At 69.0% G+C, this 25603-nt stretch carries 21 protein-coding genes; 9 read left to right on the forward strand and 12 right to left on the reverse strand.

Annotated features, from left to right (window positions below; all coding sequences use genetic code 11):
• Positions 1-224: 224 nt before the first annotated feature.
• Both AB0B61_RS02620 and AB0B61_RS02625 read left to right on the forward strand, forming a co-directional pair.
• Positions 225-1568, forward strand: a complete 1344-nt coding sequence (locus AB0B61_RS02620) for a hypothetical protein (protein ID WP_358426842.1) — start codon at positions 225-227, stop codon at positions 1566-1568.
• Between the two features lie 159 nt (positions 1569-1727).
• Positions 1728-2678: a hypothetical protein gene (locus AB0B61_RS02625; RefSeq protein ID WP_358426845.1), complete on the forward strand. Its 951-nt coding sequence runs from the start codon at positions 1728-1730 to the stop codon at positions 2676-2678.
• A gap of 135 nt (positions 2679-2813) precedes the next feature.
• On the opposite strand, the gene AB0B61_RS02630 is transcribed toward AB0B61_RS02625, so the two are convergent.
• Complete coding sequence (locus AB0B61_RS02630; RefSeq protein ID WP_358426848.1) at positions 2814-4103, reverse strand: winged helix-turn-helix transcriptional regulator; 1290 nt, start codon at positions 4101-4103, stop codon at positions 2814-2816.
• A 62-nt stretch (positions 4104-4165) separates the two neighbouring features.
• Between AB0B61_RS02630 and AB0B61_RS02635 the strand changes: the two genes are divergently transcribed.
• From AB0B61_RS02635 to AB0B61_RS02650, 4 genes are read left to right on the forward strand one after another with little or no spacing between them, the layout of a single operon-like run.
• Positions 4166-4963: an ABC transporter permease gene (locus AB0B61_RS02635; protein ID WP_358426851.1), complete on the forward strand. Its 798-nt coding sequence runs from the start codon at positions 4166-4168 to the stop codon at positions 4961-4963.
• Entirely contained in the window at positions 4963-5892 is a 930-nt protein-coding gene (locus AB0B61_RS02640) for an ABC transporter ATP-binding protein (protein ID WP_358426854.1), read from the forward strand. The genes AB0B61_RS02635 and AB0B61_RS02640 overlap by 1 nt, the downstream gene beginning before the upstream one ends.
• Positions 5889-6176 (forward strand): hypothetical protein, encoded by a 288-nt coding sequence (locus AB0B61_RS02645; RefSeq protein ID WP_358426857.1) that lies wholly within the window; start codon positions 5889-5891, stop codon positions 6174-6176. Before AB0B61_RS02640 ends, AB0B61_RS02645 begins: the two co-directional genes overlap by 4 nt.
• On the forward strand, positions 6173-6994 hold the full coding sequence (locus AB0B61_RS02650) for an ABC transporter permease (RefSeq protein WP_358426860.1): 822 nt from the start codon (positions 6173-6175) through the stop codon (positions 6992-6994). Before AB0B61_RS02645 ends, AB0B61_RS02650 begins: the two co-directional genes overlap by 4 nt.
• An 85-nt stretch (positions 6995-7079) precedes the next feature.
• Here AB0B61_RS02650 and AB0B61_RS02655 read toward each other — a convergent pair whose 3' ends face one another.
• The 10 genes from AB0B61_RS02655 to AB0B61_RS02700 all read right to left on the reverse strand — a co-directional run bounded on the left by AB0B61_RS02655 (position 7080) and on the right by AB0B61_RS02700 (position 20032).
• Complete coding sequence (locus tag AB0B61_RS02655; protein ID WP_358426863.1) at positions 7080-8675, reverse strand: FAD-dependent monooxygenase; 1596 nt, start codon at positions 8673-8675, stop codon at positions 7080-7082.
• Positions 8676-9122: 447 nt separating this feature from the next.
• Positions 9123-12122, reverse strand: coding sequence for a GH92 family glycosyl hydrolase (locus AB0B61_RS02660; RefSeq protein ID WP_358426866.1), 3000 nt, complete (start codon positions 12120-12122; stop codon positions 9123-9125).
• 124 nt (positions 12123-12246) lie between these two features.
• Positions 12247-12537 (reverse strand): MTH1187 family thiamine-binding protein, encoded by a 291-nt coding sequence (locus tag AB0B61_RS02665; RefSeq protein WP_358426869.1) that lies wholly within the window; start codon positions 12535-12537, stop codon positions 12247-12249.
• A gap of 82 nt (positions 12538-12619) precedes the next feature.
• Positions 12620-12943 carry a hypothetical protein gene (locus tag AB0B61_RS02670; RefSeq protein ID WP_357646772.1) on the reverse strand — a complete coding sequence of 108 codons (324 nt, stop codon included), beginning with the start codon at positions 12941-12943 and terminating at the stop codon, positions 12620-12622.
• 10 nt (positions 12944-12953) lie between these two features.
• Positions 12954-13631 carry a uracil-DNA glycosylase gene (locus tag AB0B61_RS02675; RefSeq protein WP_358426872.1) on the reverse strand — a complete coding sequence of 226 codons (678 nt, stop codon included), beginning with the start codon at positions 13629-13631 and terminating at the stop codon, positions 12954-12956.
• A gap of 69 nt (positions 13632-13700) precedes the next feature.
• The gene (locus AB0B61_RS02680) at positions 13701-15062 is read right to left on the reverse strand and encodes a M1 family metallopeptidase (protein WP_358426875.1); all 1362 of its coding nucleotides are present in this window, start codon (positions 15060-15062) and stop codon (positions 13701-13703) included.
• Positions 15063-15164: 102 nt separating this feature from the next.
• The gene (locus tag AB0B61_RS02685) at positions 15165-16064 is read right to left on the reverse strand and encodes a carbohydrate ABC transporter permease (protein WP_358426878.1); all 900 of its coding nucleotides are present in this window, start codon (positions 16062-16064) and stop codon (positions 15165-15167) included.
• On the reverse strand, positions 16061-17440 hold the full coding sequence (locus AB0B61_RS02690) for an ABC transporter permease subunit (protein WP_358426881.1): 1380 nt from the start codon (positions 17438-17440) through the stop codon (positions 16061-16063). The genes AB0B61_RS02685 and AB0B61_RS02690 overlap by 4 nt, the downstream gene beginning before the upstream one ends.
• 11 nt (positions 17441-17451) lie before the next feature.
• Entirely contained in the window at positions 17452-18777 is a 1326-nt protein-coding gene (locus AB0B61_RS02695) for an ABC transporter substrate-binding protein (protein WP_358426884.1), read from the reverse strand.
• 7 nt (positions 18778-18784) lie between these two features.
• Complete coding sequence (locus AB0B61_RS02700) at positions 18785-20032, reverse strand: ABC transporter substrate-binding protein (RefSeq protein WP_358426886.1); 1248 nt, start codon at positions 20030-20032, stop codon at positions 18785-18787.
• Between the two features lie 128 nt (positions 20033-20160).
• On the opposite strand from AB0B61_RS02700, the gene AB0B61_RS02705 reads away from it, so the two are divergent.
• Genes AB0B61_RS02705 through AB0B61_RS02715 form a run of 3 tightly spaced genes read left to right on the forward strand, consistent with a single transcriptional unit; the run spans position 20161 to position 23653 of the window.
• A complete protein-coding gene (locus AB0B61_RS02705) occupies positions 20161-20667 on the forward strand; it encodes a PadR family transcriptional regulator (protein ID WP_358426889.1) in 507 nt (168 codons plus the stop codon).
• Positions 20664-21389, forward strand: a complete 726-nt coding sequence (locus AB0B61_RS02710) for an ABC transporter ATP-binding protein (protein ID WP_358426892.1) — start codon at positions 20664-20666, stop codon at positions 21387-21389. The genes AB0B61_RS02705 and AB0B61_RS02710 overlap by 4 nt, the downstream gene beginning before the upstream one ends.
• Positions 21386-23653, forward strand: coding sequence for an FtsX-like permease family protein (locus AB0B61_RS02715; protein ID WP_358426895.1), 2268 nt, complete (start codon positions 21386-21388; stop codon positions 23651-23653). Before AB0B61_RS02710 ends, AB0B61_RS02715 begins: the two co-directional genes overlap by 4 nt.
• Here AB0B61_RS02715 and treS read toward each other — a convergent pair.
• The gene (gene treS / locus AB0B61_RS02720) at positions 23645-25360 is read right to left on the reverse strand and encodes a maltose alpha-D-glucosyltransferase (RefSeq protein WP_358426898.1); all 1716 of its coding nucleotides are present in this window, start codon (positions 25358-25360) and stop codon (positions 23645-23647) included. The genes AB0B61_RS02715 and treS overlap by 9 nt on opposite strands.
• Between the last annotated feature and the right edge of the window lie 243 nt (positions 25361-25603).

Below are 25603 nucleotides of genomic sequence, written 5' to 3' on the forward strand. Positions count from 1 at the left end.
CGTCTGGACCTTCAGAAGAGCGGACTTGGATCATCGTTCTGAGCATCGTTGGTCGGTTCGGCCTTGGTCTGGCGGCCCGCAGGAGTCTCGTCGGATGTTTGGTCTGTCCTTTGTCCACACCCCGACCCCGGCTGCCGAAACTTATCCCCAGAACGCCGTTCGGCTCCACGCCTCCACCTCCCGATCGCCGATCCTGGTGCCCCACCGCACCCCCGGAGGCTCTCGTGAAGATCACTCTCCCCCTGCCTGCCCGCCTGACGTCCCACTTCGTCATCCCCGTCGAGCGCATCCCTTTCGACATCGAGTCGTTCGTGCCATGGCGGGTCGGCAGGCCCTACAGACGGGCAGTGAGCGCGGCCCTGGGCAGCCCGCTCCTGACGGTCACCCATCACCGCTCCCCCTGGAGACCGGCCGGTGTCAGGCTCGCGATCGAGGAGCGCCACCTGCTCCGCCGAGCCCAGCAGCACGTCGTGGTCTCCTCGACAGCACCCCCGCACGCGCTACCCACCAGCATCCAGGTGGCCCGCGCGGCGGCGCGCGCGGTGGCGCAGGAGTGCGAGGGGCTGGTCATAGACCCGCTGACCGGCATCACACTGCTCACCTGCGATCAACACACCGACACCCGGACCACTCCCTCGCCACAACACGGCTCCAGCGGCTTCCAACCGACTTCTGGTCCGGTGCCTGGGCGGACCTCTAGTCCGGTGCGCGGGCCGGTAGCTGGGCCGGTGTCTGGTCCGATGTCCGGGCGAGTAGCCGACCCGACCTCTGGTCCGCCCTCCGGTCCGGCGCCGGGGCGGGTGGCGGGCCCGGCCCCTGGCCCGACCTCTGGCCCGGTCTCTGGGTCGCTGTCCGGATCGGCTTTCGGGTCCGTCGTCGGCGGATCGGGGTCCCAGGCGGTCGGTCGTAGGCGAGGAGACGACCCGGCTGCCTTTCCAGCAATCGGCGAGTCACCCGTGTTCCGGCTGGCTGACGACTGGCTGGGCTGGGACGTGCAAGTGCACGGGGACGCCACCTGCCCACCGTGGGACCCGGCTGACACCGGCGCTTGCGACTGTCTGCGCGTCACCTCCCGAGGGCTACGTCGCTTCGCCCTGCCCGAGATCACCTTGGACGGCGCAGCCTGTGCCCACAGCCTGTGCGCCACGAGCCTGCTCCGCAGAGTGGCAGACCACCTCGTCACCGATCACCTGGCCTACCTTGCGGCCCATCCGGACGCCACCGAGCGCTCAATCGACGACCATGTGCGAATAGCGACCTCAGCCGGGCACGGCGGCTCACCGTTCATGGTCCACCTCACCCCCTGCGACACGGACCCGACCAGCCACGGCCGCATCGGCCGGCTCAAGGTCGCCCCGGTTTCGGGCGCGGGCCAGGTCGCCTACCTCAGGGCCGACCCACCCCCTGGCACAGGCACAGGCCAGGTCACCCACCTCAAGGTGGGCCCACCGTCGGGCTTCACCGGCACCCTCAACGACTGGCTGTGCGCCACCCACCGCACCACCCACGACATGCCGACCGTCCTCGGCTGCGACCTGACGGGCCCGTCCCCAGCTCTCGCGGCATAAACCGCCCCACCCCTTCCAGGAGGAAGCCCGGCATGCGACCTGCAGGCCATCATCGGCAGTAACCAGATGGACCCACCCCAGCCCCCGGCGCCGGCGGCGTAAACCGGCCGACACCCTTTTCAGGAGGAACCCCGTATGGCCGCCATTCGTAGAACCCATGTGGACGCTTTCGCAGACGTTGACCGTAAATTACGTGAGTCACGCGAGCAGATTCGCCGATTCGATCACCTGACCACCCGGCGGAAGGCGACAGCCGACCAGATTCGGGAGGTCACCGAGCTGACCGGCCAGTTGGAGACACAACTGGCCAAAGAGCAGCACGACGTCGCCCGCCTGGAAGGCAGGCTCGGCGGCTTCCTGGCCCTGCTCGCCGCCCCAGTCGCGGGCCCCAAGGAGGACCGGCTGGCCAGGGAACGAGCCGAAGCCGAGGCCGCCTGGGAGCGGCTGCACGGCCAGCGGAGGCGGCTCGATGATCTGACCGCCGATCTGGAGGGCACCGACCGCGAACTGGCCTCGATCTCGGGGGCACATCAGGCGTACGAGAAGCTGCTGGCCGACAAGGAGCGGCTCCTGATCGGCCTGGGCAACGAACGCGGTCAGAAGCTGCTCGGGACATCGAAGAAGCTGGCCGACACGCAAGCCGACATGAGGGAACACCTTGAAGCCTGGCAAGCAGGCAAGGCCGCGCGCGAGGCGCTGGGCGTCGTCCTGACGCTGCTGAACAAGGCGCGCGGCGCGTCGACCTGGGACATGCTCGGCGGCGGTGTGCTGGCCGACGCGATCGAACACAGCCACCTGTCGAGCGCGGACCAGGCCGCCTGGCACGCCCAGCGAGCGCTCGACGTCTTCTCGCGCGAACTGGCGGACATCGGGTGGGTCGCCGAACTCCAGATGCCCAAGGTGGACACGCGGTGGTTCGTGGACTCGTTCTTCGACAACATCATCACTGACGCGCTCAAACATCAGCGCATCAACAAGACGCGCGACGCGGTGGCCTCGATCTCCCAGTGGGTCGTCGAGACCGTTCAGGCATTGGCCGGTCGCACCACGCAACTGGAAGCCCAGCACAGAGCACTGCTGGCGGAGCGAGAGCAACTGCTCGCCAGCTAATCCTCTGGCGAGCATCGGGGAATGGCGAGCGGGCGCTGTTCGAGGGTCGGCTGATGGCGGGAGGGGCGCTGGACGAGGATCGGGGGACCGCCGGTGGGGGTGCTGGACGAGGGTCGTCAGGTGCTTGCGTTGCCGTCAGCTGATGGCTTCGGCGGCTGTCAGTGCCTCGGTGATGGCGGCCGGGATGTCCAGTACGGGGAAGATGACGTGGCGGATCACCCGGAAACGGTCCACGACCAGGATCAGGCGCTTGAGGCGCAGGGCTTGGCCGGCGCGGAAGGTGGGGAGGCGGAGAGCCGCCGCCAGGTGCAGGTCCATGTCCGAGAGCAGGGGGAACGGGAGGTCTTCAGCCGCGGCGAAGGCGGACTGCTCGTCGGGGCGTTGCGTGCTCACTCCATGGATGGCGATGTCATGGGCGGCGAACTCGGGATGCCTGTCACGGAAGATACGGTTCTCGAGCGTGCAGCCCGCTGCTCCGGGGACTTGATTCCAGCCGGGCGGTAGCGGCGCGGGCATGCCCGTCGACGGGTACGCGAACAGGACCGTCGCCCGCGCGTCGGCCACGACATCGAGCGACGCCGTTCGCTCCTCGGTCGAGGCGGTTCGGCCAAGGGTGACCGATGGACGGACCCTCGGGCCGCCCCTGTCTCCCGTGCGGTCGACGCCAGGCGTGCCCCCGGTGTCACGGGTGCCATGCGTGCCATGCGTGCCTTTCGGGTCGGCGGTCTCTGGTGGGCGATTGGCTGGGCCGAGGGGGTCGGTGGGCGGCGGATGGTTGGCGCTGTCGGTCCGGTTGGCGTTGTCCGTCTCGTTGGTGGTGGGCGGCGGGCGGTGGGTGGTGCCGGTGGGGTCGTTTATGGCTGGGGTGTGGGCGCCAGTGCCGGTCGAGTGGGTGGTGGCAGATGGGTGGTTGACGCTATCGGCCCGGTTAGCGCTTTCGGCTCTGTCGGTGCAGTGGGCGCTATTGGTCGGATCAGTGTTGAGCGGTGGATGGTTGATGGCGGCGGGCAGGCGCAGCGGGTCCGGGATGTGGGTGCCCAGTAGGGCGTGGATGCGGGTGGCTTCTGCGCTTCGTGGGGCCGCCACCCCCGTGAGAGTGCCGTCGCCGAGGAGCCAGCGGTCCGCCCAGTCCTGCATCGTGATCAGCATGGGCGCCAGTGCCCAGCCGGCGTCCGTGAGCACGTATTCGTACCGCACCGGACCGCTCTGATACGGCTCACGAGTCAGTACCCCGTGCTCCACCAGATGCTTGAGGCGTTCTGTGAGGACTTTGCGGGAAATGCCCAGCTCGCCCAGCAGGTCGTCGAAGCGGCGGTGGCCGCGGGTCACCTCGCGGACGATGAGCAGGCTCCACCAGTCGCCCATCACGGCGGCTGCCTGGGCGATCGAGCAGTCGGCGTCCTGCGAGCGCAGCTCTCTGACCATTCCCCGACTTTACCGTCAAGTGAGTCTCTGATAGAAACTTAGTCAGTTCCCAAAGGAGACTTATGAGCGTGGCATGGGCGACCCTGAGACGGTCGTGGTTGGTGACCAGGCGGGCCTACCCATGGTCATACTTCATCGGCACTTTGTTGCTGGGTGTCTTCACCATCGGGCTGGCCTACCTGGGGCTGCGGGCCGTGGCGGGTGGGGAGATATCCGCGGAGTTCCGCGGAAAGGCAGGCACCGACGACTATCTCGGGTACATCGCCGTGGGCGCCGGCGCCTACATGTTCGTCGTCCACGGCATCCTCTGGACCGGCAAGGCGATGATCCAGGAGCAGCGCGAAGGCACGATGGGCGCGCTGCTCGTCGCCCCGGCGCGACGCCTGCCGTACCTGCTGGGGTTCTCGGCGTTCGCCTTCACGGCGGTGGCGGTGGAGGTGGCCGTGTTGTTCGGGTGCGCGGCATTGTTCGGGGTACGGCCGGCGCCCACGGGGGCGGTGGACGCGGTGCTGGCCGTGGCGGGGCTGGCTCTGGCGGTGTTCGGGATGTCGGCCGTGCTGAGCAACGTGATGATCGTCGCCGGTGAGGCGCACATCACCCAGAACAGTGTGTTCCACGCGATCGCCCTGCTGTCCGGGTTCACCTTTCCGAGGGAGTACCTGCCTGAGGCGTTCCGGTGGCTCGGCGAGGTGGTGCCGGTGACGGCCGCCATGGACGTGGTGCGCGGCGTCTTCACCGGCGGCACCGGGCTGAACCCGGGGCGCCTCGCCGTCGCCGTCGCGCTCGGTCTCGCCTACGCCGCCGCCGGATTACTCGCGATGCCCTGGGCTGAGCGTAGGGCCATGGAACGGAGTTATTGATGATCGAGACAGTGAATGTGCGTAAGGAGTTCGGCGCGAAGGTGGCCGTTGACGGCTTGAACCTGTCGATCCCCGGCGGCCGCGTCACCGGGCTGCTTGGGCTGAACGGCGCGGGCAAGACCACCACCATCAAGATCTTGTCCACCCTGCTCCGGCAGACGTCCGGCACCGTCAGCGTGGGCGGCCTCGACCCGGTCAAACAGCCGCATGCCGTACGCAAGAGGATCAACCTGATCGCCGGTGGCGAGCGCATGGTCTACGCGCGGATGACCGGCCGGGAGAATCTCTGGTACTTCGGCCAGCTCTATGACATCCCCACAAAAGTCCTCAAGCCGCGCATCGAGGAGCTGCTCGCCCTCGTCGGTCTGACGGACGCCGCCGCCACCCGTGTCGAACAGTATTCGCGCGGCATGACCCAGCGCCTGTCCATCGCCCGGGGCCTGATCAACGACCCCGACTATCTGCTGCTCGACGAGCCCACGCTGGGGCTCGACGCGCCGATCGCCCGTGACCTGCGCAGGGTCGTGGCCGGGCTGGCCGAACGGGGCAAGGGCGTGCTCCTCACCAGCCACTACCTGGCCGAGGTCGAGCAGCTCTGCGAGCACGTGTACGTGATCGGCGACGGCCGCCATCTCGCGGCAGGCTCGCCGGCCGAGCTGATGGCCCAGACCGGTTGCCATCGCACGGTCCGGGTCACGGTCACGAACCTGTCGCCGCAGATCGAGGCCGCCGTACTGGCCTTAGACAGCCGCGTACGCATAGCACCGGGCGGGGTGGTCGAGCTGAACCATCCGGAGGATCTGACCGGGGCGCTGACCACGACGATCATCGAGGCGGGCGGCGCGCTCGGCGGGCTGGAGATCGTCGAGCCGTCCCTCGAGGACGCGATCCTCGCGCTGAGCGACCGCTCCCTGGAGGTGGTCGCGTGATCGCGCCGCACACGAGCTGGTCGCCCTGCCGCACGGGGTTGGGCGTGACGTCGACGTGGTGCCGCCCCCGGATGGGCGTCACTCCGCCGTGGACCCGCGCGGAGGTCGGCGCGACTCCGCCGTGGGCTGAGGTCGGTGGCACTCTGGCGCGGGCCGGGGCGGAGGTAGGTGCGGCTCCGGCGCGGGCGGGTGCGGCTCCGGCGTGGTGCCGTACAGAGACCGGCACCGGATGTACGGCCTGCGCGCTCGGCAACCGCACCAGCCGGTGGCAGGTGATGGCGTGAGGCACGCGGTCAAGGTCATGCGGGCCGAGGCGCTCAAGCAGCATCGCCAGATCTTCGGCAGCAAGCTGGTCCTGCTCTCGATGCTGGTCTGGCCGTTGCTGAAGCTCGCCGAAACCTACTACACGCTCCGGCCGCTGGCCGCGACACCGGGCATCGCCGAGCGCTGGCCGCTCGCCGCCGACCCGGAACGGCTGCTCGCCTTCCTGGCCACGGGCGCGCTCGGGTTCACGTTCTTCTTCTCGCTGGTGCAGTCGGCCTGGCACTTCTCCTTCGAGCGCCAGACCGGCACGCTGGAACTCCTCTTCCTGTCACCCGCGAACCGGCTGGTCGTGGTCGTCGCCAACGGGTTCGGCGCGCTGGTGCAGAACGCCTGGCTGTTCGTGTGTTTCGCGGTGGCGATGTTCACGCTGCTGGACGTGGTGAACGTGGCCCACCCGGCCATGTACGCGGTGGTCTTCCTGGCCATGCTGGTGCCCGCGGTCGCGTGGGGGGCGTTCCTGAACAGCCTGCTGATCTTCTCCAGGGACGCCGCCTTCCTCTACACGCTGCTGGACGATCCGATGTGGTTCGCCAGCGGGGTACGGCTGCCGGTGTTCGCGCTGCCCGGCTGGATCCGGGCCGTCGGCTCGGTGCTCCCGCTCACCGGCAGCCTGGCGGTCGTACGTGGTGCGCTGCTCGACGGGCAGCGCATCGGTGACCTGGCCGGGGAGCTGGCCGGGCTGGCCTTACTGTCCGGAGTCCTGCTGCTCGCGGCCGCCGTCGCGCTCCGGCTGGGAGAGGCACGAGCCCAGCGAACCGGACAGCTGCGCCTCTTCTGAGGCGATCCAGCGAACCGGACGGCTGCGCCTCTTCTGAGGCGATCCAGCGAACCGGGCGGCCGATGGCGCGCCTCCTGAGTCGCCGTCAGCGGCTGAGCACCTGCCGGAGCACCCGTTCGAGGGTGGTCGCGGGGTCCGGGTCGGCGTACGGCGAGCGCCAGGCGACGTAGCCGTCGGGCCGGATCAGCACGGCGCCACCCCTGTCCACGCCGTACCTCTCCGTCCAGCAGCCTTGGACGTCCATCAGCTCCTCGTCCACCAGCACACGCGTCAGCTGGATGCGCAGCCGCTCCTTGATCAGCCGCCCCGCGTCCATCCAGTGCTGCCCCCCAGGCCCGGCGATCAGCACGAAACCCGATCCGAACAGGTCGATGGTCGAGATCAGCTGCCCGTCCCAGTCGAGCGGTACGTGCGGGGCGCGACTGCCCGGACGCCCGGTCGGTACGCGCGGATCCTCCAGGATCGCTCCGTCGTCATCGGGCTCCTCCAGGATCGCCGTGGAGTGGTAGCGGTATCCGATCATGGCGGCCATGGGGTCTTCGAGCGGTTCCGGGTACTCGGTACGCATCGCCGGAGGCATCCGGTGGCCGAGGTTCGCGAGCTGCGCGTCGGCCGTCAGCGTGCCGATGGGACGGCGTTCGGCTTCGTAGGTGTCGAGGAAATCCGGTCCGGCCTGCCCGGTCGCCACCAGCCAGAGCCGCCACGCGATGTCGCAGCCGTCCTGGAGCGCCGTGCTGCCGCCCTGCCCGCCGGTGGGCGGCATCGTGTGGGCCGCGTCGCCGGCCAGGAACACCCGCCCGTCGCGGTAGCGGTCGGCCAGGACGTGCGCCATGGCGAAGGTGGTCTTGTCGAGCACCCTTACGTCGAGGTCGGGCACGCCGGTCGCCACTCGTACCAGCTCGACGCAGCGCTCCTCGGTGAAGTCGGCCTCGCTCTCACCCTTGGCGGGGTCGTAGTTGACGCCCACCACGTGCGCGCCCACGCCCGTGCCGGTCACGATGACGCCGGTGAAGACCTCGTTCTGCAGGTACCAGAGCGTGACCTCGCGATCCCGTACCAGCCTGGTCAGGTCGGCATCGAACATGATCGAGCACATCAGCCCCAGCTCGCCCTTCCCCGACGTGGGGATGCCGAGCTGGGTACGGAGCGGGCTGCGGAAGCCGTCGGCGGCCACCACGTAGTCGGCCCGTACGACACTGTCGACGCCGTCGGCGCGGATGACCGCCGTGACGCCCTCGGCGTCCTGCTCCAGCGAGACCAGCTCGGTGGAGAAGCGCAGGTCGGCCCCCAGCTCTTCGGCCTTGCCCCGCAGCACCCGCTCGACCTCCGCCTGCGGGGCGCCCACCTGGACGGCAGGCGTGATCTCGGCGAGGAAGGCGAAGTCCTCCTGGTCGCCGGTCATGATCATGTGCGGGTTCGGGTCGGCCAGGTTCGCCGCGATCGCGATGCGCATGCCGTCACCGATGCCCTGCCAGATGTCCCGCAGCGACTGCTCGACCCCGGGCACCGGCCGCAGTAACTCGACGGCTCTGGGTCCCATCCCGAACGCCTTGGGCTGGACCGACGTACTGGGGTGTCGCTCGACCAGCATGACCGGCACGCCACGCCAGGCCAGCAGCGCTGCCGCGCTCAGCCCGGCGTAACCGGCGCCGACGACAAGAACGGGTACTCGCTCGTGCACTCAACCCACCTCCTGGAACGCGTAGTATCGCGTTGTTGTCGAGCGACACGATATGTCGCGTCTGCGGGGCGGGTCAAGACATATCTCGAAATGTACTAGAGGGCGGGCAGGGCGAAATCCCGTGAGCAGCGAACCGGAAGCAGGCGGCCGGGGGTCGCAACGGTTGACCGGGACTGTGCCGGTCAAGGGACGCCTGGCGTGGTGACTCACGGGGTTCGCCACACGACCGTCTCGGTCCCGGTGACGGTCCGTTATGGCTGGCGTCCTTAGGAAGGGACACCCCCTCAGGGGGAGGGGAAGAAGACGGCTGGCGTCCTCAGGGAGGGACACCCCTCCGGGGAGGGGAAGAAGCCAGTCCGATGTGGCTGGTGCGTTGGAATGGCCGAGGCCAACGGAGATGCGGCGTGGGGTGCCTGCCCGTCCAGGCAGGCACCCCACGCGACCGGGTCACGCGCGGGTCGTGAGTGCGAAGATCTTGACGTTCGGCACCGCGGGGCTGGTGAACGAGACCGCCTCGCGGGTCGCGTCGGCGGGTACCGAGACCCGCCAGATGGTCACCCTGCGACCGTCGGCGGTGTTGTTGACGTTGTAGCGGGTGTCGGCCGTGAGTGCCGCCGCCTCGCCGAAGTGGGGTGCGGCGCCGGCCCAGTCGGTCACCTTGAGCGGGGCCGTGGAGGTTGTGCCGTCCGCGTAGGTGATCGTGAGCTCGGTCTGCTGGTCGCCGTTCACGGCCGTGACCAGCAGGTCGAGGGCCTGGTAGCGGCCTGGCGTGAGGTAGGTGCGCTGGCCGCGCAGGCTGTGGAAGTTGCCTGTCGTGCCCTTGGTCTCCGGAATCAGGTAGGGGCCGTCCGCCACGGTGCGCGTGCCGGGCTCGGGCAGCTGCTCGGCGGGGAAGCTCCAGCCCTTGCCGTCCAGGTTGCCCTGGGACTTGGCGTCCGTGGTGGCTACGCCGTCCACGTCGTACTGGAGTTTCTGCGCGCAGGAGGAGCCGGACGGCTGGCAGGCGGCGGGCAGGTTCGGGATGGGGGTGCCGGCGGTGGGGACGTGGTCGACGGGGAGGTCGCCGGATCCGGTCGCCCACGAGGTGTTGGGGGCGGCGCCGACGTTCACCACGATGTCGCCGCCCGTGTTCAGCAGGGACTCGGGAAGCCAGGAGCGGGTGTGGGTCTTGCCGTTGACCTTCACGTCCTGGACGTAGACGGCCTCGGGGGCGGCCTGCGGGGCGCTGACCGTGATCGTCGTGCCGTTGCCGCGCTTGATCCACGCCTTGGGGAAGATGGGGCTGGACAGCAGCATCTCGGCCCGGCTCGGCGTCTGGGGGTACATGCCGAGGGCGGCGAAGACGTACCAGGCGGACATGGTGCCGAGGTCGTCGTTGCCGGGCAGGCCGCCGGGGCCGGTCTTGTAGACGAGGGACGCCATCGCGCGTACCGTCTGCTGGGTTTTCCACGGCTGGGCCAGCGCGTTGTAGAGCCAGGGGACGTGGATGCCGGGCTCGTTGGTCGGGTCGTAGCGGAAGCCGTCGCCGCCGGTCGCCCACGTGCCGTCGGCGCGGTGGAAGAAGGTGTCGAGTCGCTTGGCCGCCTGCTGTTTGCCGCCCATGGCGGCGGCCAGGCCGGCGATGTCGTGCTGGACCATCCAGGTGTAGGTGGCGCTGCTGCCTTGGGCGAATCCGGCGTCGGAGGTGGCCGAGAACGGCCACAGCCAGCTGCCGTCGGACTTGCGTGCCTGCTGGTAGCCGCCCTCCTGGCCGGCTGACGGGTTGAAGGTGTTGCGCCACCAGCCGGCCCGGGGCAGCAGCAGGTCGTGTTCGCGGTCGCGGCCGAGCCGTCGTGCCCAGTCCGCGAGCGCGAAGTCGGCGGTCGCGTCCTCGAGCGTCTCCGCCGCGCCGCCCCAGCAGTGGCAGGTGTCCTGGGGGGCGTAGCCGAGCCGCAGGTATTCGGCGAGGTTGGGGCGCTGGCCCTCGCATTGTCCGGGGCAGCCCTTGTCGGACAGGCCGGACGGGTGCGGCACGGTGGCCTGCTGGAGCAGGGAGTCGAAGGCCGCGCGTGCGTTGAAGTTGCGTACGCCGAGCGCGTAGAAGCCGGCGAGCGCGGGGGCCGACGGGTCGCCGGTCATCACGTGGGTGGGGCCGTTGACGTGTACCCAGCGGTCCCAGACGCCGCCGTTCTGCTGCGCCAGGTTGTACAGGGACTGGGCGTAGTCGCCGGCGACCTGTGGTTCGAGCAGCGCCAGGAGTTGGGTGTGCGCGCGGTACTGGTCCCAGCCGGAGAAGTTGCCGTACTGGACGCGCTGTCCGCGGGCGAGTCCGTGGACCTTCTGATCGCTGCCGAGGTAGGTGCCCGCGACGTCGCTGGTGACGTTGGGCTGCAGGTAGGAGTGGTACATCGCCGTGTAGAAGGTGGTCAGCGGATCCGTGGAGCCGCCGGCTACCTCGACTGAGCGGAGCCGCTCGTTCCAGGCGCGGGTGGCTCTGGCGGCCACGGACGTGACGTCGTCCCGTGCCGAGATCTCCTGGCTCAGGTTCCGCTTGGCCGCCGCGAGGCTGGTGTAGGAGATGCCGACCTTCATGCGGACATCGGTGTCGGCGAAGCTGACGTACCCGCCGGAGCCGCGGCCGGCGCGGTCGGCGCCGGTGGCGTAGCCCTCGCCGCCGGCGGCCGTCGTGGTGCCGGGGCGCAGGTCGCCGTTCACCCAGGTGCCGGTGCCGGAGAAGGCGCGGTCGAAGGAGGCCGCGAAGTGCAGCCGGTAGTAGCTCTTGCGGTTGTTGACGCCGCCGTTGGCCCGGCGGCCGCAGAAGGCGCCGGTCAGCACCGAGCCGGTGACCGTACGGGTGGCGGGGTCGATCGTGATCTCGGCGTTCTCGCTGCCGTTGAGCGAGTTGGACACGCGGAACAGCAGGCTGGCGGGTGCGCCTTTCGGAAAGGTGAACTCGCCCATGCCCGCGCGGGTGGTGACCGCGAGGTCGGTCTTGACGCCGGAGTCCAGCGTGACCGTGTATCGGCCGGGCCGTGCGCTCTCGTTGTCGTGGCTGAAGCTGCTCGCGTAGATCGAGTCTGTCGTGTCCGCGGTGGGTGAGGACGTGATCGGGCCGGCGAAGGGCATGATCGGGATGTCGCCAGCGGCCCCCGGATGGCACCCCGCGCCGTTGACGTGGGTGAGCGCGAAGCCTCTGACGCGGGGGGTGTTGTAGGAGTAGCCGTTGGCGCCTGCGGCGTTGGTCTGGTCGCCCGCCGTGTTGGTCGGGCTCCACGAGATCATCCCGAACGGCAGGACGGCGCCGGGGTAGGTGTTGCCGCCGTTGGCCGATCCGATCAGCGGATCGACGTGGCGTACGGGATCGGTGACCTTGGCGGGGGAGGAGGCTGCGGCTGCCGGGACGGCGACGGCCGTGCTGAGCACGGTGCCGACGATGGCGGCGGCGAGCCACGAACGGGGAGAGAACACCTCGTGATCACACCGGCTCACACTAACCGAGCCATGAACGCTCACGTAAGCCTGGACGTCCGGACAGATAATCCCGGGCGGGTCAGGGGTCGCCTTCCTGGCCGACCCCAGCCGCAACCGCCGGTCAGGACAGGTGGCGTTCGAGAGATTCGATCTTGCTGGTCATGCCGTCGGTGACACCGGCCCTGAGGTCGGCCTTCAGCACCAGGCTGACTCGCGGCGCCACCTCGGCCACCGCGTCCACCGCCCGCTTGACCACCGACATGACCTCGTCCCACTCACCCTCGATGGTGGTGAACATGGAGTCCGTCCGGTTGGGCAGCCCGCTCTCCCGCACCACCTTGACGGCGCGCGCGACCGGCTCGGCGACCCCCTCGCCGACGCCCAGCGGCGTGATCGAGAACGCGACGATCAACTCAGTGTCCTCTCAAAGCTCACAGCGCGGGCCACGATGCCGATCGAAGCTGATCGAACAGACCTCGTGGCCCGCACCGGACTCAGGCGTGCTCGTGGTCGTCCTCTTCCTCTTCCTCGCTGGGGCCGTCGGAGGGCTCGACGCCCAGGACGGCCTCGCGCGGCTCGATCTCGTCGATGTGGTCGACGAGCTGCAGGACGTGGTCCGGCTCGATCAGCCACTGCAGGGCCGACGCGCCGGTGTCGTCGGAGTTGACGAGCTCCACCTGCTCGGCCCGCTCTTCCTCGGTGAGGTCGGCGTCGGGGTGCCGGATTTCGGCCAGCGCCGCGGCCTGCAGCGCGTCCACGTCGAGCACCTCGACGGTCAGCTCGACCGTCAGGCGCAGGAACTTCTCGTTATCACTCATGGCGAAGATGCTAGGGCAGCTTCCACTCGACAGGACCGGCGCCTTGCTGAACTAGGAGCTCATTGGCGCGGCTGAAGGGCCGGGAGCCGAAGAATCCGTTGCGTGCCGACAGCGGAGACGGGTGCGCGGACTCGATGCGCGGCACGCTGCCGAGCATCGGTGCCAGGTTGCGCGCGTCACGGCCCCACAGGATCGCGACCATCGGCTTGTCGCGGGCCACCAGCGCGCGGATCGCCTGCTCGGTGACCTCTTCCCAGCCCTTGCCCCGGTGGGAGGCGGGCTTGCCGGGCATCACGGTGAGGACTCTGTTGAGCAGGAGTACGCCCTGGTCGGCCCACGGGGTCAGGTCGCCGTTGGACGGCCGCGGCAGCTCGAGGTCGGTCTCCATCTCCTTGTAGATGTTGAGCAGGCTGCCGGGCAGCGGCCGCACGTCGGCGGCGACGGAGAACGACAGCCCGATGGGGTGACCGGGCGTGGGGTAGGGGTCCTGGCCCACGATCAGCACCTTGACCTCGTCGAAGGGCTGGTTGAAGGCGCGCAGTACGTTGGCGCCCGCGGGGAGGTATTGCCGGCCTTCGGCGATCTCGTTGCGGAGGAACTCGCCCATATGGGAGATGCGCTCGGAGACGGGCTCCAGCGCACTGGCCCATCCGGCTTCGACGACTTCGTTCAAGGGACGACTGGCCATGGCTGTTGAGCTTAGCCAGGTCTGGTACGGCTTGCGGTCCGAATCCGGTGGGCGGCCGTACCAGAATGATCACAGCGTGGGCTTGCCCCGCTGGAACAGCCACTGGTCGAAGAGCGTGCCGAGATCCCGGCCCGAGACTCGCTGGGCCAGGGCGATGAAGGCGGCGGTGTCGGCGTTGCCGTACTTGTGGTCATTGACCCAGGTCCTGAGGATGGTGAAGAACGCGCGGTCGCCGACCGCGCCGCGCAGGACATGCAGCGTCATCGCGCCGCGGGAGTAGACGGCGTCCTTGAAGAGCCCGGCCGCGCCGCCTGGGTCGGCGGGGGGCGTCTGCCAGAACTCGTCCTGCGGGGTACGGCGGTACGCCTCGTCGAAGGAGTCCTGGAGCTTCTTGGTGCCCAGCTTGTCCTGCCAGAGCCATTCGGCGTAGGTGGCGAAGCCCTCGTTGAGCCAGATGTCCTTCCAGCGTGTCGGCGTCACGGCGTCGCCGAACCACTGGTGGGCGAGCTCGTGGGAGAGCAGCGGCTCGCTCGGCACTTGGGGGTAGATCGGGCGGGTCTGCGTCTCCAGCGAGTAGCCGACGTCCGACGCGCGGTCGATGATGCCGCCGGTCGAGGAGAACGGGTAGGGGCCGAAGAGCGAGCCGAAGTAGTCAAGGATGGGCTTGTGGCGCTTCGCGAAGTCTCCGGCTTTCGCAGCGTTCCGCGGGTCCACGGCGGTGATTACCCGGAAATTTCCGATCTTGGTGTCGGAAAGTTGGAATTTGCCGATGGTGACGGTCGAGAGGTAGCTGGCCATCGGCTCCTTCTCGTCCCACACGTACGTCGTGTGACCGCCTTGGGACGTCTTCGACACCAGGTCGCCGTTCGCCACCGCGACCCGCGTGCTCGGCACGGTCACCGTGAAGCGATACGTGGCTTTGTCCGTCATGTGGTGATTTCCGGGATACCAGGTCATGGCCCCCTGCGGCTCGTTGGCGTTGAACACCCCGTCATCCGTACGGATCCAGCCGTCGTGTGAGCCGTCCGGGTCGACGACGTACGTCGGCTTGCCGTCGTACCGGACCACGACGGAGAAGGGGTGCCCCGAGGCCAGCCTGCCGGGCGGGGTGACCACGAGCTCAGGACCGCTGCGCCGGAAGGAGGCCGCCGCGCCGTTCACCACCACGGACCGCACGGTCAGGGTGTCGACCAGATCCAGGTCGAAGCGGCTCAGCTCCTGCGTGGCCCGGGCGGCGATCGTCGCCACGCCGCTCAGCTGGTTGGCCCCCGGCTCGTAGCCCAGCGCGAGGTCGTAGTGCGTGGCGTCGTAGCCGCCGTTGCCCTGCTTGGGGAAGTACGGATCACCCGCGCCCTCGGCGCCGGCGCCCGCACCGGCGGAGCCGGGGCCAAGAGCGATGAAGGTGGCGACCGCCGCCGCGAGGAGCTTCATGAGTGAATTTTAGGGGCCGTCAGAGAGAGCGTTACGGGCGCCCGCCTGCCCCCCTCGGCAGGCGGGTGCCCATGCCCCCGCATCTGGCTGGCACATGTGGAGCTACTTCACCGAACCGGCCATCATGCCCTGCACGAAGTAGCGCTGGAAGGCGAAGAAGAGGACCAGCGGGATGATCAACGACAGGAAGGCGCCCGACGAGAGGATGTCGACGTTCGACCCGAACTGCCGCATCTGAGACTGGAGCGCCTTGGTCATCGGCTGGTTGTTCGTGTCCGCGAAGACCAGCGCGATGAGCATGTCGTTCCACACCCACAGGAACTGGAAGATGCCGAGCGAGGCGATCGCCGGCTTGCCGAGCGGGAACACCACCCGCACGAAGATCTTCAGCTCCGACGCCCCGTCCATCCGCGCCGCCTCCAGCAGGGAGGCCGGGATGCCGACGAAGAAGTTCCGGAGCAGGAAGATCGCGAACGGCAGCCCGAACGCCACGTGGAACAGCACCACGCCGGGGATCGTGCCGAAGATGCCGACGCCGCCGTAGAAGATGGCGACCGGGATCAGCGCGATCTGGATCGGCACGATGAGCAGCCCGACCACGATCAGGAACGACAGGTCACGACCCGGGAAGTCCATCCACGCGAACGCGTAGGCGGCCATCGCGGCGATCCCGATCACCAGGACCGTGGTCGGCACCGTGATGAACACGGTGTTCCAGAAGGAGGAGGTGAAACCGCTGGCCAGGAGGTTCTTGTAGTTCTCGATGGTCAGCTCGGCGGGCTTGGTGAAGATGGTCCACCAGCCCTCGGCGCCGTTGACCGCCGGGGTGCGCAGCGAGACGACCATCAGGCCGAGCGTCGGGACCAGCCAGAACAGGCCCAGCAGCACCATCACGACCTGGACGGCGCCGCCGCCGAGACGGTCGGCGATGCGCGTGATCACACTCCGGCGGGGAGCGCCCGCGTAGACCTCGGCAGAAGCCGGGGCGGTTGCCGTGGTCACGTGTCTTCCCTTCTGAACCGGCGGATATTCATGATCATGAAGGGGAGGACCAGGATGAGCAGGAAGATGGCGAGCGCGCTGCCCAGCCCCTGGTTGTTCCCACCGCCGAACGAGACCCGCCACATCTCCAGCGCGACCACGTTCGACTGCGGCTGGACCGATGGCGGCGCGATGATGAAGACCAGGTCGAAGACCTTCAGGGTATTGATGATCATCGTCACGAAGACGACGAGCAGCACCGGCGACAGCAGCGGCACGGTGATCCGGCGGAACACCTGCCACTCCGTGGCGCCGTCGATGCGGGCCGCCTCCAGCGAGTCACGCGGGATGGCCGCCAGCCCGGCCGCGATCAGCACCATGGCGAACCCGGCCCACACCCAGACGAACGCGCCGATGATCGCGGGGGTGATGAGCGTCGGGCCGAGCCAGGTCAGGCCGTGGTAGGCCGCCTCGAAGTTCGACTGCGGCAGCCGTACGACATAGGAACCCGCGGCCAGCCCGTCGAAGCGGAAGGAGCCGTCGTCGGCCGTCGTGGCGGTGCCGGCCACCTGGCCGTCCTTGACCGCCTCCACGGTCATGCCGGGCAGGCCCTTCTCGGTGGCGTCGGGCGCGCCGTTCTTGCCGCCGCCGCCCGGGGTGAAGTCGAACCACACCGTTCCGGACAGAGCGTTGCCCGGCGGCGCGGCCTTGGCGGGCTGGGCGGCGCTCGGCATGATGTTCGGCTTGATGCCGACGATCGGGATCAGCACCGGCTGGCCCGGCTGGACGGGCGCCTTGGTGACGATCGCGCCCTTGTCCGCCACGACCGCCGACTGGTCGCCCTCGCGGGGCCGCGCGTCCGGGTAGCCCTTGGAGGAGGAGAACGTGTCGTGCACCGTGGTCAGGATGGCGTTGGCGACGCCCTTGCCCGGGTCCTCGTCGTACACGAGCCGGAAGATCACGCCCGCGGCCATCAGCGAGACCGCCATCGGCATGAAGACGATCAGCTTGAACGCGGTCGCCCACTTGATGCGCTCGGTGAGCACCGCGAAGATCAGGCCCAGCGTCGTCACCACGATCGGGGCGACGACCACCCAGATCAGGTTGTTCCTGATCGTGGTGAGCATGCCCGCGTCGGTGAAGATCGTGGCGTAGTTGCCCAGGCCCACGAATCCGCTGCCGGTCGCGTCGAACAGGCTGCGGAAGATCGAGTAGACGATGGGGTAGACCACCCAGATTCCCAGCAGCAGGGCCGCGGGGAGAAGGAAGGCGATCGCGACCGTCGGCGAAGGGCCGAGGCGTCGTTGCGTGCGGGGGGTTTCAGCCGGTCCGGAGGCGGGCCCGCGCGAGGTGTCGTCCTCGCGCGGGGCCTTCGGGCCGTCCACCTTTTCGGTCACGGCCTTACCTCTTACTTCCAGGCCTTCTTGGCCTCATCTTCGAGCTTGGTCTGCGCGCCCTTGATGTCACTCGGGTTGCGCAGGAAGTCCTGCAGCACCTTCCACTCGCCCTTGCCGTCGGTGCCGCCGAAGGCGCTGGGCGCCAGGTCGGACATGTCATAACGGACGGCGTCACCGGCGGAGATGATCGTCTGCCCGAGCTGCTTGGTCAGCGGGTCCGGGTAGTTGTCGGGGGAGACGTTCTTGTTGGGCGACAGGTAACCGGGCAGCTTGGCCCAGATCTCGCCGCCTTCCTTGGAGGCGAGGAACTGCAGCAGCGCCATGGCGCCGGGGGAGTCCTTCATCGCGACCGCAACGTCGCCGCCCAGCACGACCGGAGCAGTGTCACCGGCCTTGGGGAATGGGAAGATCTTGGCATCCTCGCCGACCTTGGCGCCGTCCTGCGTCGCCTGGGTGGCGACGAAGTCGGCCTCGATGACCATGGCCGCCTTCTTCTGGTTGAACACCTTGGTCACACAGGTCGGGAAGTCGGTCTGCAGCGCGCCGGAGCTGCCGTCGAGGACGAACTCCTTCTTGCCCACGATCTGCTGGATCTTCTGCAGCGCGGTGGCCACGCTGGGGTCGGTCCAGGGGATCTCGTGCTTGGAGAGCTTGTCGTAGTTGTCCGGACCCGCGCTCGACAGGTAGATGTTCTCGAACAGGTCGGTCAGCGTCCAGCCGGAGGCGCCGCAGAGGGAGAACGGCGCCGTGCCGGAGTCGGCGATCGTCTGGGCCACCTTGACCAGCTCGTCCCAGTTCGTCGGCGGCTGCACGCCCGCGTCCTCGAACGCCGGCGCGCGGTACCAGACCAGCGACTTGTGCGCGGCCTTGATCAGCACGCCGTAGGGCTTGCCGTCGGCGGAACCCAGCTCCTTCCAGTACGGCGTGTAGTTGGTGTCGATCTCCTGAGTGACCTCGGAGGTCAGCGGCTTCAGCGCGTTCTGCTTGGCGTACTGCTGCACCAGGCCCGGCTGCGGCAGGACCGCCACGTCGGGCGGGCTGCCGCCCTGGATGCGCGGGCCGAGGTAGGCACCGGTGTCCTCACCGGTGGAGGCATAGGTGACCGTGGCGCCGGTCTTGTCGGAGAAAGCCTTGAGCACCTTTTCGAAGTTCTTCTGCTCCTCGCCGGTCCACTTGGCGGCGATCTCGAGCTTGACGCCCTGGAGCGTCTTGCCCCCGCCGTCGCTCGCCGGCGCTGAGCCCGACGCTGTGGGCTGGGTGGTCGTCGGTGCGTTTCCGCAGGCGGCGACCGCTACCGCGAGCCCGGCCAGGATCGCTGCTGCTCTGGCTTTTCGCATGGCTGCCTCACTGTGTTCTGATGATCTCTTGCAGTTCGGACTTCATGGAGGCCGCCACATCGTCGGCGGACTCGGTGTAGGGAGGGCTCAGCGCCTTGGCGACCGAGCTGGCGATCACCAGGCTGAGCTGGTTGTAGTTCGCGCTGACCGGCCGCGGCTTGGCGGCGAGGATGCTCTCTTTGAGTACGGGCAGGTAGGGGAAGCGTTTGATCAGGGCCGGGTCGTCGTAGAGCTCGGTCCACACCGGCGGGAACGAGCCGTCGGTGAGCACCCGCCGCTCGTTCTCCAGGCCCGTGAAGTAGCGGATGAACTCCTGGGCGGTGTGCTGGTGCTTGGAGTAGGCGCTGACGGCCAGGTTGACCCCGCCGAGCGTGCTCGACCCCGGGCCGTTGAGCCCGGGCAGCCGGGTCACCGCGAACTTGCCGCCGAGCTTGGCCGTCGCCGGCCCGTACGCGTGGGGCCAGTTGCGGGCGAAGGCCAGCCGCCCTTCCTGGAAGGCCAGGCGGGACTCCTCCTCCTTGTACGACAGCGACTCCTTGGGGATCCAGCCCTCGCGCAGGCCCTGGATGAGGAAGTCCAGCGCGATCCTGGCCTTGGCCGGGTCAAGGGTCACCTCCGTGCCGTCGGGGCTGAGTATCTGCCCGCCCGCCGACTGCACGGCCTCGGAGAAGTTCACGGTCAGCCCCTCGTACGCGAGGAACTGCCCGGCGTAACCCCCGATGTCTCGCTTTTTCGTGATCTCTAGGGCTTTTTCGCGAAGCTCCGCCCAGGTGCGCGGCGGTTTCTTGATCAGGTCGGTTCGGTAGTAGAGGAGGCCGGCGTTGCTCGTGTACGGCACCGCCCACAGCTTGTTCTTGTAGACCGCGGTGTCCACGACGGGTGGCAGGAGCCTGTCGAGCGGGAAGAGCCCGCGCTCCAGGGGGATGATCCAGCCGTTCTCCGCGAACTCGGCGGTCCACACCACGTCCAGCCCGAGCACGTCGTAGCGGTTGCTCCGGGCCTGGAGGTTGGCCACCATCTGCGCGCGCTGCTCATCGGCGGCCTCGGGGAGTTCGAGGAGCGTCACCTTCTCGGCCGGGTGGGCCTGGTTCCAGCGATCCAGCAGGGGTTGCAGGTACGCCGTCGTGTCGCGTCCGGTGGCGAAGGTGATCGGGCCGGTGCCGCCCGTGCCCGTATCGCCGCCGACCTCGTCACCCGTCGCCGCGCACCCGGCCGCCAGAGAGGCGGCCAGCATGATGGGCAACGAGCGATGCACCCGATGACCTCCCAGTTCAGAAGGATTACATTCGTGTTAGGTAGATGCATTCATGTTATGCACACATGTAATCTGGCGGTCAACGGAGAAGCGCGTAACGCATCCGTAACACAAGGGGGAGGTGGGGCTTGCGGTTGCACCTGCTGGCGCTCCTGGCCAAGGAACCTGCCCACGGGTACGAGCTCAAACAGGCCCTTGAGCAGACCTTCGGCAGCGCCTATCCCTCTCCCAACATCGGCCAGATCTATGTGACCCTCGGCAGGCTGGAGAAGGACGGCCTGGTCAGGGCCGTCGACGTGGAGCAGTCCAACCGGCCGAACAAGAAGGTCTACTACCTGACGGCCACGGGCCGCGACGTGCTCACCACCTGGGTGGACGAGCCGACCGAGGGTCCCCGGGTGCGCGACGAGTTCTTCATGAAGCTCGTGCTGGCCCCGCTCACCGGCATCGCCGACCGGATGGCCCTCATCAACCGGCAGCGCCGGCACTATCTTTCGCTCATGAGCGACCTCAACGACCTCCTCTCCCGCACGGCGCCCGCCGACACCGTCGCGGTCCTGCTCATCGAGGGGGCCATGCTGCACCTGCAGGCCGACCTGGACTGGCTGGCCCGGTGTCAGGAGGATCTGGCATGAGCGTGATCAAGACCGTCAACCTGGTGAAGATCTACTCCGACGGGGCGGTGCCCGTACCGGCCGTACGCGGGGTGGATCTGCAGGTGGAGCCGGGCGAGTTCGTCGCGATCATGGGGCCGTCGGGGTCGGGCAAGTCGACGCTGGTGCACATGCTCGGCGGGCTCGATGCCCGCACCAGCGGTGAGATCTGGCTCGACGAGAAGCGCGTCGACACGCTGTCGGAGAGCGCCTGGGCGCTGCTGCGGCGCAAGAAGGTGGGCTTCGTCTTCCAGTTCTTCAACCTGGTCGCCAACATGACCGTGGCCGACAACGTGGAGCTGCCCGCGCTGCTGGCCGGGGCCTCGCCCAGAGACGCCCGCGAACGCCGCCAGAACCTCCTGGGTGCCCTCAACCTCACCGAACGCGCCGACGCCGCGCCCGGCCAGCTGTCCGGCGGCGAGCAGCAGCGGGTCGCGCTGGCCCGCGCGCTGGCCAACCAGCCGAGCGTGCTGCTGGCCGACGAGCCGACCGGCAACCTCGACAGCCGCAACACCCGCGACGTGCTCCGGCTGCTCAGCGACGTGCACAAGGACGGCCAGACCATCGTCATGGTCACCCACGACGCCCGCGTGGCCGCCCTGGCGGACCGCCTGGTGTCGCTGTTCGACGGCGCGATCGTCGACGACGGCCGCATCGCCCGCAGGCGTACGGGCACGGCCGGCGAGGTGATCGACCTCCGATGAGCACGGCCAGGGCGGGCAGCCGGTGGATCAGGGCCGACCTGCGGGCCAGGCGGGGCCAGGCGCTGCTCACCGTGCTCGCCGTGGCCGGGATCGTGGCCGCGCTGATCACCGCCGTCACTCTGCTGGAAGACGGCACCAACCCGTGGCGCAGCCTGTTCGCCCAGACCGACGGCGCCCACGTGTGGTTCTACACCAAGGACAGCCCTCAGGTCGGGCTGGGCGCCATCGACGGCGTCACCCAGACCGCGGGGCCCTACAGGTCCGCGCCCGTCACCGTGGTCCAGGACGGCAAGAAGGAGCCCGCGGCGCTGCGCGCGATGCCCGCCACGCCGCCCCGGGTGGCGCACCCGGTCGTGGCCGAAGGCCGCTGGCTCGACCCCGCCCAGTCCGACGGCGTGGTGGTCGAGCGCTCCTTCGCCAGGGCGCTGCGGCTCAAGCTCGGCGACGCCTTCTCCATCATCGCGCTGAGCGGCGAGCGCCACACCCTCTACGTACGCGGCATCGCCGACTCCGCCGAGCAGGGCTTCTACCCCGAGTGGACGCCCGGCCTGGCCTGGGTGCTGCCGGCGACGCTCGACCGGATCGAGCCCATGCTCGGCCGCAGCGAGTGGGTGACCGGCCTGCGCCTGGCCGACCCCGACGCCACCCAGGTCGTCTCCCAGCGCGTCGTGGTCATGCTGGAGGACCAGCTGCAGCGCGTCTACACCTGGCGCGAGGTACGCGCCGCGATGGAGCTCGACAACCGGCTGCTCGGCACGCTGCTGGCGCTGTTCGGCGTGGTCGGGCTGGTCGCCGCCGCCCTGGCGCTGGCCAACGCGGCCGGCGGGCGGGTGCTCGGCCAGCTGCGCGACCTGGCCACGCTCAAGTCGATGGGCTTCACCAGGGGCCAGGTCGCCCTGCTGCTCCTGGTCGAGCACGGCGCCCTCGGCCTGCTCGGCGTCGGCGTCGGCACGCTCGCCGGATGGGCGGTGACCGTGGCGGTGCTCGGCACGACCTCCGTCGCGCCCGTGCCCGTGCTGGCCATCGTCGGCGGCACCGCGCTGACCGTGCTCGCCGCGGTCGGAGTGCCCGCCTGGCGCGGCGGGCGCACGCCGCCCATCCCCGGCGCCCCCGCGGCGCCGCCACGCGGCCACCTGTCCCGCCTGGCCAGGCTGGGCCTGCTCGTACGGCTGCCACCCGCGCTCATCCTCGGCACCCGCGACGCCTTCACCAGGCAGCTGCCGGCGTTCCTGACCGCGTTCGGCCTGGCCGTGCCGATGATGATGATCACGATCGGGCTCGGCGTCTGGGCCACGCTCGACAACTTCCTCAGCCACCCCGAGCAGGTGGGCCAGCACGCCAGCCTGTACGTCCGGCCGGGCAAGCTGGAGGCGGCCGACGCCCAGCGCATCGCCGAGTCCGACAGGGCCGTTCAGAGCGTCTACGCGGGCACCGACGTCAACGCCCTGGCCCCCGGGGCGGCCCGCTCGGTCAGGGTCCGCGCCATCGGCAGCTCGGCCGAGCCGTACCCGTTCCCGGTCGTCGAAGGCCGCATGTACGGCCAGCCCGGCGAGGCCGTCGCCGGGCAGGGGCTGCTCAACCTGCTCGGCGCCAGGATCGGTGACCGGATCCGGCTGACCGTCGGCGGCTCGCCGCTGATCGTACGGATCGTCGGCCGCACGGTGGAGCCGGACCTCGACGGCGAGGTGCTCTCCGTGGGGCTGGACAGCCTGGCGGCCAAGGATTCCGTGCCGCCCGAGTTCTACGCCCTCGCGCTGCGCAAGGGCGCCGATCCTGGCGAGGTGCGCGACAGGCTGCTGGCGGCCTCGGGGGAGAGCCTCGACGTGCAGCGGGTGGTCAACCCGGCCGACCGGCTGTCGGTCATCCGGGTGGTGATCGTGGCGCTGATCGCGGTGCTGGCGCTGATCGGCCTGGCCAACCTGCTCACGGCCAGCGCCCTGGGGCTGCGCGACCACGCGTTCGATCTGGCCGTGCTCAAGGCGATGGGGCTGACCCCGCGGCAGGTGATGGCCACCCTGGTGACGGGGACCGGGCTGCTGGTCGTGCTGGGCATCGTGGCCGGCACGGCGGCCGGGGCCTCGGTCGTGACCGGGCTGATCGATCTCCAGGGCTACACCAGCGGAGTCGGGGCGGGCATCGGCCGCCCGCCCTCGGTCCTCACGCTGATCGTCGCCGTGCTGGTCGCCGTGGGCGCGGCGCTCGCGGTCGCGCTCATCCCGGCCCGCCGCGCGGCCCGCGCCCAGGTGCCCGTCACCTCACGCTGAGACGACCTCAGCGGCCTGGAGATTCTTCAGCGCGAACCAGTAGAACCCGTGGCTCGGCAGCGTGAGCAGGTAAGGCAGCTCGCCGATCACCGGGAAGTGCACCCCGCCCCGCGCCTCCACCGGCGTCATGCCCGTGAAGCGGCGCAGGTCGAGCTCCACCGGCTGGGGGTACTTCGACAGGTTGTTCACGCACAGCATGACGTCGTCGCCGTACTCGCGGACGTAGGTGAGCACGCTGTTGTTGGAGGACCACATTTCGGTGTAGGCACCGAGGCCGAACACCGGGTGACTGCGGCGGATCTCCAGCATCTTGCGGGTGAAGTGGAGCAGCGAACCCTCGCTGCGCTGCTGCGCCTCCACGTTGACCGCCTGGAAGCCGTAGATCGGGTCCATGACCGCGGGCAGGTAGAGACGCCCCGGGTCGGCGGAGGAGAAGCCGGCATTGCGGTCGGGGCTCCACTGCATCGGCGTGCGCACCGCGTCGCGGTCCTCCAGCCAGATGTTGTCGCCCATGCCGATCTCGTCGCCGTAGTACATGATCGGCGAGCCCGGCAGGCTCAGCAGCAGGGCCGTGAACAGCTCGATCCGGTCCCTGTCGTTGTCCAGCAGCGGCGCGAGCCGGCGGCGGATGCCCAGGTAGGCCCGCATGCGCGGGTCCTTGGCGTACTCGCTGTGCATGTAGTCGCGCTCTTCCTCGGTCACCGTCTCGAGCGTGAGCTCGTCGTGGTTGCGCAGGAAGATGCCCCACTGGGCCGTGTCGGGCAGCTTGGGAGTGCGCGACATGATCTCCGAGATGGGCTCGCGCGTCTCCTTCTTGACCGCCATGTAGATGCGCGGCATGAGCGGGAAGTGGAAGGCCATGTGGCACTCGTCGCCGCCCACGGTGGGGTCGCCGAAGTATTCGACGACGTCCTCGGGCCAGCCGTTCGCCTCGGCCAGCAGCACCCGGTCAGGGTAGAGGCGGTCGACCTCGGCGCGGACCTTCTTCAGGTACGCGTGCGTCTCGGGCAGCCCCGCGCACGCCGTGCCCTCGCGCTCGAACAGGTAGGGCACCGCGTCCAGCCGGAAACCGTCGATGCCGAGGTCCAGCCAGAACCGCAGCACCTCCAGCATGGCCTCCTGCACAGCCGGGTTGTCATAGTTCAGGTCCGGCTGGTGGTGGAAGAAGCGATGCCAGTAGTACTGCTTGCGCACCGGGTCGTAGGTCCAGTTGGACTCCTCCGCGCCGATGAAGATGATCGGGGCGTCGGGAAAGCCGGTCGGCTCGTCGGACCACACGTAGAAGTCGCCGTACGGCCCTTCCGGGTCGTGCCGCGACGCCTGGAACCAGGGATGACGGTCACTCGTGTGGTTCATCACCAGGTCGGTGATGATCCGCAGCCCGCGCTCGTGCGCCGACTCGATCAGATGGACGAAATCCCCGAGGTCCCCGAAGTCCGGAAGGATCTTCATGTAGTCGGAAATGTCATACCCGCCATCGCGCAGCGGCGACTCGTACAAGGGCAGTAGCCAAAGGCAGTCGACGCCCAGCCATTCCAGATAGCCGAGCTTCTCCGTGAGACCACGCAGGTCTCCGGTGCCGTCGCCGTTGGAGTCCTTGAACCCTCGGACAAGAACCTCGTAGAACACCGCCCGCTTGTACCAGGAGGGATCTTCCGAGACGAACGCCTCGGAAATCGGCTCCGGTGCTGGGGATGCGTTGATCATATGTCGCTCACAGAAGGAGATGTGGGCAGGACGGAGTCACCGGTTTCCCCGGCGCTAACTAGCTGGTGACCGCGCCGCCTGAGGTCGTCATCCCTGCGAACCTCATGCCCTGAACGGACCGGATTTGTGACCCGGTGCCCGCTTGTGCGGCGCTTACGGGCCGAACACTACCAGCCCGTTGGCTTTCCGGAACCCGCTTGTGCTGTGCTCGAGTTAATACCCACGAGATCACTGCGTAACCGT

It is taken from the genome of Nonomuraea sp. NPDC049158 (genome assembly GCF_040648335.1).
Classification (GTDB): Bacteria; Actinomycetota; Actinomycetes; order Streptosporangiales; family Streptosporangiaceae; genus Nonomuraea.